This is a genomic window from Sebaldella termitidis ATCC 33386, from assembly GCF_000024405.1.
Classification (GTDB): Bacteria; Fusobacteriota; Fusobacteriia; order Fusobacteriales; family Leptotrichiaceae; genus Sebaldella; species Sebaldella termitidis.
Window position 1 is genome coordinate 3,642,684 of sequence record NC_013517.1, and the last position, 13,324, is coordinate 3,656,007.

Annotated in this window: 12 protein-coding genes; 1 reads left to right on the top strand and 11 read right to left on the bottom strand. The window is 33.3% G+C overall.

The window, feature by feature from the left end; all coding sequences use genetic code 11:
- Positions 1-8: 8 nt before the first annotated feature.
- The 3 genes from STERM_RS16985 to STERM_RS16995 all read right to left on the bottom strand — a co-directional run bounded on the left by STERM_RS16985 (position 9) and on the right by STERM_RS16995 (position 2,638).
- Entirely contained in the window at positions 9-287 is a 279-nt protein-coding gene (locus tag STERM_RS16985) for a hypothetical protein (protein ID WP_012862860.1), read from the bottom strand.
- A 701-nt stretch (positions 288-988) separates the two neighbouring features.
- The gene (locus tag STERM_RS16990) at positions 989-1,783 is read right to left on the bottom strand and encodes an SDR family NAD(P)-dependent oxidoreductase (RefSeq protein WP_012862861.1); all 795 of its coding nucleotides are present in this window, start codon (positions 1,781-1,783) and stop codon (positions 989-991) included.
- A 12-nt stretch (positions 1,784-1,795) separates the two neighbouring features.
- Positions 1,796-2,638, bottom strand: a complete 843-nt coding sequence (locus STERM_RS16995; RefSeq protein WP_012862862.1) for an aldo/keto reductase — start codon at positions 2,636-2,638, stop codon at positions 1,796-1,798.
- A 136-nt stretch (positions 2,639-2,774) separates the two neighbouring features.
- Here STERM_RS16995 and STERM_RS17000 point away from each other — a divergent pair, with 136 nt between their 5' ends.
- Positions 2,775-3,134 (top strand): winged helix-turn-helix transcriptional regulator, encoded by a 360-nt coding sequence (locus STERM_RS17000; RefSeq protein ID WP_012862863.1) that lies wholly within the window; start codon positions 2,775-2,777, stop codon positions 3,132-3,134.
- A gap of 118 nt (positions 3,135-3,252) precedes the next feature.
- Here the strand turns inward: STERM_RS17000 and STERM_RS17005 are convergent, their stop codons facing one another.
- The 8 genes from STERM_RS17005 to STERM_RS17040 all read right to left on the bottom strand — a co-directional run bounded on the left by STERM_RS17005 (position 3,253) and on the right by STERM_RS17040 (position 13,324).
- Positions 3,253-4,260 (bottom strand): helix-turn-helix transcriptional regulator, encoded by a 1,008-nt coding sequence (locus STERM_RS17005; protein WP_012862864.1) that lies wholly within the window; start codon positions 4,258-4,260, stop codon positions 3,253-3,255.
- 373 nt (positions 4,261-4,633) lie between these two features.
- Positions 4,634-5,572 carry a carbamate kinase gene (gene arcC / locus STERM_RS17010; RefSeq protein WP_012862865.1) on the bottom strand — a complete coding sequence of 313 codons (939 nt, stop codon included), beginning with the start codon at positions 5,570-5,572 and terminating at the stop codon, positions 4,634-4,636.
- 11 nt (positions 5,573-5,583) lie between these two features.
- Positions 5,584-6,684 (bottom strand): agmatine deiminase, encoded by a 1,101-nt coding sequence (aguA, locus tag STERM_RS17015; RefSeq protein WP_012862866.1) that lies wholly within the window; start codon positions 6,682-6,684, stop codon positions 5,584-5,586.
- 21 nt (positions 6,685-6,705) lie between these two features.
- Positions 6,706-8,073 (bottom strand): APC family permease, encoded by a 1,368-nt coding sequence (locus tag STERM_RS17020; RefSeq protein WP_012862867.1) that lies wholly within the window; start codon positions 8,071-8,073, stop codon positions 6,706-6,708.
- 104 nt (positions 8,074-8,177) lie between these two features.
- The gene (gene ptcA, locus STERM_RS17025) at positions 8,178-9,194 is read right to left on the bottom strand and encodes a putrescine carbamoyltransferase (protein WP_012862868.1); all 1,017 of its coding nucleotides are present in this window, start codon (positions 9,192-9,194) and stop codon (positions 8,178-8,180) included.
- Positions 9,195-9,866: 672 nt separating this feature from the next.
- The gene (locus tag STERM_RS17030; protein WP_012862869.1) at positions 9,867-10,847 is read right to left on the bottom strand and encodes a sugar ABC transporter substrate-binding protein; all 981 of its coding nucleotides are present in this window, start codon (positions 10,845-10,847) and stop codon (positions 9,867-9,869) included.
- Between the two features lie 18 nt (positions 10,848-10,865).
- The gene (locus STERM_RS17035) at positions 10,866-11,810 is read right to left on the bottom strand and encodes an ABC transporter permease (protein ID WP_012862870.1); all 945 of its coding nucleotides are present in this window, start codon (positions 11,808-11,810) and stop codon (positions 10,866-10,868) included.
- Between the two features lie 14 nt (positions 11,811-11,824).
- Entirely contained in the window at positions 11,825-13,324 is a 1,500-nt protein-coding gene (locus STERM_RS17040; RefSeq protein ID WP_211205105.1) for a sugar ABC transporter ATP-binding protein, read from the bottom strand.

Genomic DNA, 13,324 nt, shown 5'->3' on the forward strand with positions numbered 1-13,324 from the left:
TTAAAGTGTTATTTTCTTCTTATTCTTGCCTTTTCATCAGGCATCAGCTCATCCTCTTCTGCTTTTATTCTGTCAAGAATCGTATACCAGTAACCTCTTTTTTCCGGTAACGTTACATATATTGAACCCTGTGCATTTCTTAAAGCTCTTTCATATGAAGAGTATTTCCCGTCCTGATCATAATCTTTTGTTACGCTTTCTTCTACTGACTTGTCTACGCTTATTTCATTACTGCAAAAACTAAATGACGATATAATTAATAATAAAATAAATATAAATTTTCTCATTTTACCTCCTATTTTATAAGTTTATCAGGATATTTTATTTTTTTATCCGGTTTCGTTTTATGCTATAAAATTTCCTTTTTGAAAGTGACCTGATTATTTCTTTATTTTTCCTCCTTTCAATATTGTTTACAAGTGCTGCTTTTTTTGAATAATCTCTTATAAATATTTTACTAAATCTCATCTTTAAAGTCAATTTTAATTCAAAAGGAATAAAATTATAATAATTTGTCAGACTATTATCCGTTTGTTAATTTGTTAATTTTAACTGCAAAATATAGAAAAATCAACTGTCTAACTAAAAAATAAAAACTTTTTCGTAATTTCCCTATATATTTTAATATTATTTTTTTACAATTCGAAAACAACTTTTACTTTTGTTCTTTACAAAGTCATAAAACACTTGTTTCAAAAAAATAATTTTATTTTTTTTATATATAATATGTAAAATATTTTATATAAAATTAATTAATTTTCATTTTTTTATTGTAAAAACATTTGTTAATACATGTTTATTTGGAAACAATTTTTATTTCACAGCTATTTTTAAACTATCAGTCCACTTTCATTCAAATACATATGAAACTGAAAAATAAACAGAATCTTCTTTTGTAATATCAAAAATAAATTATTATAAAAAAATAAACAGAAGTTATAGTTTACATGATTTATACTATAACCTCTGTCTTTTTATTTTCAGTATTTTAAAAAATAGTAGGAACCAAACCTCCGTCTAGCCTTAATGCGGCGCCGGAGAAAGAAGATGCAAAAGGACTGGATATATACGCTGCAAATCTTCCGATTTCTTCCGGGCGGATAAGGCGCTGAATCTGAGAAAGCGGTCTGTGATTCTTCATAAAGTCAGACTCCCATTCAGATTCCGGAATTGTACTGTTTTGATACATTTTTCGTATCATATCCTCTACTCCTTCTGTTAAAGTCGAACCCGGCATAATTGTATTAACTGTAACATTTGTCCCTTTTGTAAGCTTGGAAAGACTTTTTGCCAATGACAGATTCATAGTCTTTGTCATACTGTACTGCGCCATTTCTCCGGACGGCATAACAGCCTCCTCGCTTGCTATAAATATAACTCTGCCAAAATTATTTTCCAGCATCTTCGGCATATAAAACTTCGCTAAGGCATTCCCTGACAGGACATTTGTATCAAAGAATTTATTCCATATATCATCTGTAATATCCCAGTATTTCATAGGCTGAAATATTCCCATATTGTTTATTAAAATATCAATCTCGGGAACCTGTTCAAATAAAAAGAATCTCTCTGCTTCTTTTGCCAGATCAGCTGCTGCACCTGTTATTGAGACATCGGGAAATTGATTTTGCAGATTCTCGACGATCTGGTTCACTTCTGTTATATTACGTCCGTTGATAACAACATCGGCACCCTCACGTGCTAGTTCTGCGGCAATAGCTTTCCCTATTCCTTTTGTCGAACCGGTTACCAGAGCTTTTTTCTTTTTCAAACCTAATTCCATGCTTCTCCTCCTTTAAATAAAATCAAATGTATCCGGATTTGGTCCCACACGAAGATTTTCATTTAAATTACTGATTATATCCATTTCTTCCTTTGTCAGTGAAAAATCATCAAGTTCTGCATTGCTTATTATTCTCTCTGTTTTTACAGATTTAGATACCAGTAAGATATTATTTTGAAGCCCCCAGCGAAGAACAATCTGAGCGGCATTACGGTTATGGATTTCTGCAATTTTCAGTATTGTCTCATTTGTTAAAATCTGTCCCTGCATCAGAGGAGACCATGCCTGTACTAAAATATCGTGTTTTTTACAAAAATCGATCAAATCTCCCTGAGTCAGCTTTGGATGGTATTCAATCTGATTTAATACAGGTGTGACTGATGAAAAAGAAAACAGCTCTTCTAAATGTGATTTATTAAAATTACTCACACCGATTGCACGTATTTTTCCCTCTTTATACAAAAATTCCAGTGCCTTCCATGATTCTTCAAAAGCATGATTTCCCGGCCAGTGAATCAAATACAGGTCAAGATAGTCCAGACCCAGCTTGTTTAGGCTTTCATAAAAAGCCGCGATAGTTTCATCATAAGAAATATGATTATTCCAAACTTTTGATGTAATAAAAATATCTTCTCTTTTCAGACCTGCCGCTTCAAGCCCTGCTTTTATTCCCCGTCCAGTCCCTTCCTCATTGCCGTATATCTGGGCGGTATCAATCAAACGATAACCATTAATAATTGCATTTTTTACATTTTCTCCGGCTTCATCATCCGATACCTTAAAGACTCCCAGCCCAAACTCAGGAATTTCCACTCCGTTATTTAATTTCACTTTCTTTTTTAATATATTTGACATCTAGTATGTCCTCCTTTTGACTAATTATTTAATATATTATATAATAATATATATAAATTAGTCCAGTACCTACTTTTAAGTTCTATACAGACAAAAAAGTAAGTTTTGTAAAAAATATGGCTTTAAGGAGAATAAAATGAATAAAAAAATTTATAATATAGGTGTAGAAGCAACTATGGAAGTAATTGGCGGAAAATGGAAGCCCATTATTTTATGCAACTTACGGTATGAGACATTAAGACCAAGTGATTTACAAAGAAAAATTCCGGAAATCAGTCAGAAAATGCTTATACAGCAATTAAGAGAACTCGAAAAAGATAATATTGTTACCAGAAAAGTATATCAGGAAGTCCCGCCAAAAGTAGAATATTCATTAAGCAGCTACGGAAAATCTCTGGGAAAGGTTTTGGATATTTTGTGCAGCTGGGGCGAGCTTCATGTTAATCATCTGATTGAAAAGGGTGAAAATGTTCAGCTAAACTGTAATAATATATAAAAAAGTACGGTTAAATCGAAACCGTACTTTTTATTTATTTTCAGAATTAAACTAATTCAGATATATTGCAAAATTTTTAAATAAGCAAAAAAAACAAGTACTTTTGCTCTGTTTATTATTAGTATATTACTTGATTTTCTATCCATTTATTATATAACTGAAGTAATTCACGCCTGTTTGATACATCTGTTTTGATAAAAATATTATGTACATGAGTTTTTACGGTACCAATCGATATATAGAGACTCTCGCTGATAAGCTTGTTATTTTTATCTTCCAGCAGATGTTTAAAAACTTCCTGTTCTCTGACTGTAAAAAGATATGTACTGCAAAATAAATGAAAAATATAATAATCATGCTCATTTTCATCTGTTTTATCTTTCAGTGCAGAGTCATTGTCATTATCTGAAACTGCTGTATCTGCAGCTTCTTTTTGCCTGGACTCGGCAAAAAAGAGATTCAGGAGATAAGGTATAAGTATCAGAGACTGACTGATTCTAAGAATATCTTCCGAAAAATTTCTGTTCGTAATATTCAAAATCGTGTCCGAATAAACATCAATGTTAAATATCACAAAGCTGTCCTCGACAAAAACAAGACACGACATAAAAAGAGTGTATGTCAATAATTTATTAACATGAATAAATATACCTTTTCTTTCAATTACTTTATTATTTTTTGACACAATTAACAAATAAGAATTAAATAAAACAAAGAAAAGATCTCCCGGCACAAAAAACAGCCAGGACTTGAAAGCAGTCCTCTGCATAACAGGAATAATAAATAAAAATATAGTCAAAAGCCCTAAAGCAAAGTACCATATTTTGGAATTCTTTAAATTAAAAAACATAGTATTAAGTGCAATATACACAGCTAATATCGAAATTATGATCAATGTCTTATATGTCGGAACAGCAATAAAGAGTTTATTGTATGAAATAGAGAAAGTTTTGATGAATTCTGTCATATATATTACAACATTATCAAATAAATATAAACTAAACAAAATACTAATTGCAAAATAGCAGTTATTCTTTGTTTTCAAATAATAAAAGCCGGACAAAGTAAGCACAACACTATATAAAATTATCAAAAATACATTATAAATGAAAATTGTAACTTCCATTAACTTTTATCCTCCTAAAAATGAATCCATTTTTTTAGATATCAAAATTATATCACAAGACAGGAAATCTGTAAATGAAAGTATTCTTATATTTTATCAGTCGAAAAGAATAACAGCATTAAATAAAATATTCATAATTTATATAAAAATTAAAAGAGCATCCCGAAAAGGATACTCTTTGGCGTATAAATTTTTATAATAAATCTTGACATACCAAATTCAAATTTTTTGTAGATATCTTTATTTATACTCTTTTACATTTACTTTTATTATAATATTTTTTGGATTATGAAAGAATTTCTTTTTTTAATACTTAATAATTTAAAACAGATACTGTAAGCTCAATCTGTGATTATTTAAAATCAGAAAATTACTATTGTGTTATTAAAGTTCCGCTTTCACCTTTTACTGCAAGCTGTACTTTTTCCAAAGAACAGATTACAGCTTTTCTGTTGCTTCCGCTCTCTACAAACATCATAGCAGCTTCAACCTTAGGGAGCATGCTTCCAGGTGCGAAATGTCCTTCTTCACAGTATTTTTTAGCTTCTTCGACTGTCATTTCCGCTAAATCTTTCTGTTCTGGTTTTCCAAAGTTTACAGCTACTCTGTCAACTGCAGTCAAAATAAATAAATAATCTGCACTGACAAGCTCTGCAAGTTTTTCCGCAGCAAAATCTTTATCAATAACTGCAGAAACTCCCTCTAAAGTGCCGGCATCATTCTTTATAACCGGAATACCTCCCCCGCCGCAGGCTATTACAATAAACTTATTTGCAGTTAAATCCAAAACTGCTGTTTTTTCTGCAATATCAATCGGTCTTGGAGAAGCAACAACCGTTCTGTAGCCTCTGCCTGAATCCTCCACAAATGTCAGATCAGGATTTGATTTTTTTATTTCATCAGCTTTTTCTTTCGTATAAAAGCTTCCAATCGGCTTTGTCGGGTTTGAGAAAGCTTTGTCATCTTTATCGACTATAACTTGTGTTACTATAGTAGCAACATTACGGTCAACCTGTTGATTTAAAAGTTCTTTTTTTATACCCTGCTGCAAATGATAGCCAATATAGCCCTGACTCATTGCTGTGCACTCTGCAAGCTCCATTTCACAAACTTTATCGTTAACAGCTGATGCTGTATCAAATGCAAGTTTTATTGTCCCGACCTGTGGTCCGTTTCCATGGCTTACAATAATTTCATGTCCGTCTTTTATAAGTCCTACTAATGGCTTAGCCGCTTTTTCAATCATCTCGATCTGTTCTTTAGGATTATTTCCTAGTGCATTTCCACCCAATGCAATAACAATTTTTGACATCTCTACACTCCTTATTTTGCTTTTGGCATATGCTGTGTTATACAGTGGACATTTCCACCGCCGTATACTACTTCTTTAGTATCAACACCTACCACTTTTCTATCAGGGAACATTTCTTTTATTTGTTCTATTGCTAAACTGTCATTTTCGTCACCATATTGAGGAACAATTACTCCTCCGTTTACGATAAGGAAATTCATATATGAAGCGATACATATGTCGCCGTCTTCACGCGGAAGAGTTCCTTCGACAGAATCAATAGCTTCGGCTCCCTGCAAAAGAATAGGTTTTTTTGTTAAACATAATTTGTGGACTTTCAGCTTACGTCCTTTAGCATCAGTTGCTTCTGTCAAAGTTTTATATGCATCCTGTGACTGCTTGTAAAATGGATTTTCCGGATCATCAGTCCAGATACATGCTACTTCACCTGGCTTTACAAAGCATGCCACATCATCAATATGACCGTTTGTTTCTTCAGGATCAATTCCGTCTTTTATCCATATTACCTTATCTATACTTAAATAATCTCCCAATTTTTGCTCTATCTCTTCTTTAGTCATATGAGGATTTCTGCCTTCACTCAAAAGACACATTTCTGTAGTAAGCAGTGTTCCTTCACCGTCAGCATGTATAGAACCGCCTTCCAGAACGAAGCCGTCTGTTCTATAGCTGTCTACTCCTTCAATTTCACACACTTTCTGAGCAATCTGATCATCATTTGCCCATGGGAAATATAAACCGTCTACTAAACCGCCCCATGCATTAAATTCCCAGTCACAGCCGCGAATATCTCCTTTATCGTTAATTACGAAAGTCGGACCGCAGTCACGTACCCATGCATCATCATTACTGGCTTCTACAACACGGATATTTTTTGGAAGAATGTTTCTGCAATTTTTGTATTGTGCATTTGATACTAAAACTGTAACCGGCTCAAATTCACTTATAGCTATAGCTACATCAGCAAATGATTTCTGGGCTGGTTTCCCGCCGTTTCTCCAGTTATCCGGTCTTTCAGGCCAGATCATAAATACACATTTTTGTTCTTCAAATTCACCCGGCATTCTAAATCCGTCTTGTCTTGGTGTCGAACCTTCAATTCTTTTAGCCATTTTCATACTTCCTTTCAACTATCATTTTATTTTTTTAACTATAATTATTAATTCGCCTATAAAAATACATATAATTGCCCCAATTGTAATCGGCAGTGTTCCTGCTAATGTTTCCGCGTCGAAACTTAACGGAACCCCGGTAAATATAATTGAAATAACCAATAAAATCATCGGAATTACAACAAGAATTTTTAAGAATGTATCACTTCCCGAGACTTTGAAAGGTCTCTCTTTGTCAGGATCAATTTTACGAAGTTTATAGAAAGCTGGGAATACTGGTATATAAGCAAGCAAGAACATAACTAAGTTCAATGCAAAGAAACTCCAGAATAAATCCTGATTAGGCAGTATCGGTGCTAATAACAATACAATTGATGCAACAATACCGTTAATTACTGCTGTTCCTACAGGCATATCATTTTTTTTGCTTTTCTTTGCGAAAGCTTTTGGCAGATCTCCATTTTCTGCTGCATAACTTGCAGTGCTGTTTACACCTAAAGACCATGAAGTCATATTTCCAAATAGAGTAAGTAAAAATAATACTGATATGATACTAATAAACGGCCCTGTCATTTTCCCCGTCATTAATTGTATAGCATCTATTAAACCGCTGCTTGTACTTACTTCAGCAGTCGGGATAGCTACCCCTATACCAAAAGCCGAGAAAATATAAATTGCAGCTATAACAAGTCCTCCGGTAACAATAGCTTTCGGGATTTGTTTATTTGGGTTTTCCATATCTCCTGCAAAGGTACAGATGATTTCAAAGCCTAAAAAATTAAATAAAATTACCGAAATAAATGAAAGACTGTGTAAATCAAATGAAGGCAGCAGTGATGAAACTGTGTATTCATTGGCAACACCTTTTGTAAAAGCAATATAAGTACCAATGACTCCGACAGTTACCGCAAGCAGTACTTTTATTACTGCAGCTCCGTTCAAAATCCACGTACTGTCAGAAACAGGGAAAAAACTTATATATACTATTATCCAGACAAATGCCAATTCTATCAGTAATGACGGGATAAGTCCTATCTGCATGCCAGTTGCTAAAGATATAATTTCCGGAAATAATACAGCCAGCGATGCCATCCATAATGGGAAATTAATCCAGTAATACCATGAAACCCGTGAGCCCCACTTTCTGCCGAAAGCATTTCTGACCCAGTCATATATTCCTCCTTCACTGTCATACGTTGTCCCTAGTTCTGATGAAATTAGACCGTATGGCAGTAAAAATGTCAGCATCAGGAATATCCACCAAAAATATTGGGAATTTCCGATTGCCGCAACCGGAGCTGCTGCTTCTACTACGAATACAACACATATTACTGCCAGTATTGCATCCAACATTCTAAACTTCTTTTTACCTTGACCTGCTTCACTCATGAATAATACTCCTTTAATTACTAGTATTTTGTTTAACTTATATTTAGTACCTCATCATCTTATTCAGCTTTGAAAAGATAAATGAGACAAGGTACTAAAATATGTTATAAAGTTTTAAAAAAATCTTCTAAATCCTTTTTAGAATCATTATATTCTGTTTCATTAATTTCTTTAGCCTGCTTGTTCATGAAATAAACAAGTAATCCTCTTATCGATGTAAGTCTGTTTTCAGCTTCGTCAAATACTATTGAGTAAGGTGCATCTATTACTTCATTAACTACCTCTTCACCACGTGATGCAGGTAAGCAGTGCATAAATTTAACTGTTGGTAATGCTTTTGCCATCATTTCAGGAGTTACCTGGTATTTAGGATAGAATATTCTCATACAGTCCTCTTTAGAACGCTCTGCATCATATAATCCGTACCAAACATCTGTGTATACGAAGTCTGCATCTTTTAATGCTTCATCTTCATCTTCAGTAATAGTTATTTTTCCGCCAGATTTTTCACAGTTCTCTCTACCAATTTTTAAATAATCCTCATTTAACTGATATCCTTTTGGTCCGTACTGCACAAAATGCATTCCCATTTTTGTTGTAATAAACATAAGAGAAGCACATACCTGTGTACAGTCACCTACAAATACGACTTTACAATCTTCCAGCTTTTTCCCTTCAGGCAGATGTTCTATCATTGTACATAGATCTCCCATTTCCTGAGTAGGGTGATTATAATCTGACATTCCGTTAATTACAGGAATAGTTGCATGATTAGCTAAGTCATAAACACTTTTATGTCTGTCTACACGCGCCATTAATATATCTACTAATCTTGATAAAACAGCACTTGTATCTTCGATAGTTTCGTGTCCGCCTAATTGAATCTGACCCGGAGCCAAATATTGACCATGTCCTCCTAATTGTTCCATCGCAGTTTCAAATGATACTCTTGTTCTTGTAGATGATTGTTGAAAAATCATACCTAATGATTTATTTTTTAATAGTTGTGGATAATAACCCGCTTTTATGCAACGTTTAATTTTCAGTGAAAGGTTAATTATGTCCATTAATTCCTCTTTAGTGAAATCTGTTGTTGTAATAAAATCTTTTTTTACCGCCATTGTTATTTCCTCCTTGAAATTTGATATGTTTTATTTCTTCTATGAGCTAATTCTACAAGAAAAATTCACGGTTTAAAATCAACTCTGCTGGTTTAGATTTATATATATTTTTAGATCATTTATATAAACCTCACTAATCTTTTTTCTGAAAATACCATAAATTAAGACTTTCTCTGTTATAAAATTTTCAGAAAAAGCTAAAAATACAAAAATTATTTTTAGATTTTTATTGAAATTTTCGTCTATTCTTATATTTTTGAAAAAGAAAGGAATATTTTTTCGAATTTATTGATGACAAAAATAAAGATAAATACAAAAAAGAAGATAATCTAAATACTTTTCAAAGTATTATTATTAATACAGAAAATTTTATAATTATTGATTTTCAAAATTTAATTTGGAAGTCAAAGCTCTTTAAATTCAATATATTAAGCGGTGTGAAAGTGTGTATTCACTTAATTTACAATTTTGCAGACTTACCTAGAGACTTTTTCAATAAAAATTATTTTAAAAAATTTATGAATATTTTTTTACTCTCCCAATATAAAAACAGTCTTTCATGATTTTTATTTATCATGAAAGACTGTCATGGTTTACGACATATAACTTTATTCAAAAACTGGGTATCTGAATTTTATGTATAAATATTTTCTTTGCTGTAATTTATTATTTTTACCATTCTCCTTTGAAGCTCTCTACATTACTTTTATTTACTTCTACCTGCTTCATTTGTGTTACAGGCTCTACTTTTTCACCGTTCAGATATTTTACGGCTGCTGTTATCGCTGTATAGCCTTCCTCTACTGCCGACATATAAGTAGTCCCGTCAATTAATCCGCTTTTTACCGCATTCAGACCTTCTGTACTCCCTCCTAATCCGATTACTAAGATTTTATCCTTTAAATTAGCTTCTTTCAGAGCCATTCCTGCACCAATAGCTGAATTATCATCCTGAGCAATTATTACATCAATAGTTTGATTTTTTTGTATTAAATCTTCCACTATTTTTAAAGCCTGCTCTTTTTCCCAGTTACTTGTCTGAGTATAAACAACCTCAAAGTTTTTATTTGTATCCAATGCTTCCATAACACCTTTTCTTCTGTTAATCTGAGGGCTTGTTCCTGGTCTTCCTTCAATAAGAACTACCTTCCCGCCTTTTTCACCTAACAGGCTTTTAGCCAGCTCCCCTGTTAATTTCCCTGTTTCTACTTCATTTTGACCAACATAAGTAATTAATCCTTCGTACTCTCCGTTTTCTTTATCTCCTATTGCATTTGTAAAAGCCAGTATCGGGATATTAGCTTCATTCGCCATTCTTACTGCTGTTTTTGCTGCATTTGAATCTACTGCTGCTATTGCTATCAAATCAACTTTTTTAGAAATCAAATCTTCTACCTGTGATAACTGCTTGCTTGCATCCCATCCGGCATCACTGTATGTGATTTCAACGTTATTTTCTGCTGCTGCCTTATCTATTCCCTCTCTTACAGCAACAAAGTATCCTACAGGACCGGGAATTAATACCCCTATTTTTTTCTTTGCTTCTTTTGTTTCGGCAGTATTTCCCGCCGCTCCCTCTGCTTTAGTTTCCTGTTTATTTCCACAACTCATTATCAGCAAGAGAATTGTGAATAAAAATATTATCTTTTTCATTAATACGACCTCCAAAATTTATTTTTTTCTTTTACTATAACTATCTAAACCAACTGCTGCTAATATTATAAGACCCTTAAATATGTACTGGAAATATATATTTACTCCCAACAGATTAAAGCTGTTGCTGATAACACTTATCAGCAAAACACCGATAATAGTCATTAATATATTTCCTTCTCCTCCTGATACGCTTGTTCCTCCGATAACTGCCGATGCTATCGCATCCAGTTCATATCCCTCGCCTGCGACAGGAGTGGCAGTACCGAGTCTTGATACCAGAATTATACCTGCCAGTGCTGCAAAGCACCCGTTTATAATGAATACAAGTATTTTGTATTTATCTACATTAATTCCGGATAATCTTGCCGCTCCTTCATTTCCACCTACGGCAAATACATATCTCCCGAACTTGGTATAGCTCAAAACTATAAATGACAGTATTATTCCTGTAAAGAATACAATTACCGGTATTGGAATCCCCAGAAAATAGTCATTCCCTATAGCTGAAAGTACATTATTAAATCCTGAAACCGGATAACCGCCCGTATACAGAAGTAATATTCCCCTGGTAATAGTGACCATTCCCATTGTGGCAATCAGTGAAGGAATGTTTACCTTAGCTACCAGCACCCCGCTCACAGCTCCTATTAATGCTCCTACACTAAGAGAGACCAGTATTGCCAAGAACAGGTTCTGTCCGCCTGACAGAAAAGTCATTGTTATTGCACCGCTCAAAGCCGCAATTGCTCCCACAGACAGATCAAAATTCCCTGATATGACTACAAAAGTCATTCCTGTAGCTATAATTCCGATTATAGATGACTGTCTCAGCAGATTCAGTATATTTGTTTTGGTCAAAAAATTAGGCGTGGCAAAGCTTATGATTGTACAAAGTATTAAAAAGCCGATTATAACACCATAATCTTTAAAGTTTATTTTATGCATTGCTTTTAATTTCATTTCTCTCTTCTCCTTTATCCGTTTAAAGAATAATAATTTATTTTATCTATTGTAATTTCATCTTCCCGGAGTTCTTTTACTATTTTTCCTTCTTTCATAATAACAACCCTGTCTGAAACTCTTTCCACCTCTTCGAGATCAGAAGATATGAATATAACGCTCATTCCTTTATCCGCAAAATCATCTATAATTTTGAAAATATCTTCTTTGGCTCCTACATCTATACCCTTTGTCGGTTCATCAAATATAAGTACTTTCAGATCCATATCCATCCATTTTGAAACTACCACTTTCTGTTGATTTCCGCCGCTGAGATTTGATACTTTTGCATATGGATCGCTTACTTTTATGGACATTTCTTCAATGGCTCTGTTAATATAATTTTTTTCTTTTTTCCTGCTTATGAACACATTGGAAATTATTCTGTCCAGCTGTATCAAAGTCGCATTTTTCGTAACAGAATGCTTCTGTATCAGTCCTAAATTTTTTCTGTCTTCCGGTATCAGTCCTATTCCTTTTTTTATAGCTGCTTCCGGAGATTTTACCAAAACCTTTTCATTATTTATAAATATCTCCCCGGAATCAAACTTTTCTTTTCCGTATATAATCTCGGCAAGCTCAGTTCTTCCGGCTCCGACCAGTCCGGCTATTCCCAGAATTTCCCCCTGATTCAGAACCAGATTTATATCTTTTAATATGGACCCTTTATTTACTGATTTCAGTTCCAGAATCTTTTCTCTTTCTGTTCCGCTTTTTCTCTTCTTTAGATCTGCACCTTTTTTTCTCTCGCCTATCATTAAAGAAATTATTTTATCCTTAGTCATATCTTTAACTTCATAGGTTCCTTCATAAACACCGTCTTTCAGTATGCTTATTCTGTCACATGTTATGAATATTTCCTCAAGCATATGAGAAATATATAAAATAGTTTTTCCTTCATCTTTAAGCATTCTTATTATTTTGAACAATGATAATTTTTCATTTTCCGATAATGAGGTTGTCGGCTCGTCCATTATTATAATATCTGCACTCTGATGAATTACTTTCATTATTTCTATCATCTGCTGTTTTGATATACTTAAATTTCTTACCTTCTCTCTCGGATCTATATCAAATTTCAGTCTTTTACAAAGCTCGTTAAATTCGCCTATCATTTTCTTTTTGTTTATAAACTTACTGTTACCCGTGATTTCTCTTCCTAAAAAAAGATTTTCCACTGCTGTCATTGTTGGGATAAGACTTAACTCCTGATATATTATATTAATTCCTTTTTTCTGTGCTTCACTGGGAGAATTAAAAGATGTTTCCTCCCCTTTGTAATACAGCTTTCCGGCTGTCTGCTTCTGAACTCCGCCGATTATTTTCATAAGAGTGGACTTTCCGGCTCCATTTGCTCCCAAAATAGCATGTACTTCTCCTTTATTTATCCCGAATGATAAATCTTTCAGTACTTCTACCTTTCCAAATGATTTACTTAAATTACTTATTTTTAAAATTTCTTCCAAATGTCTCAC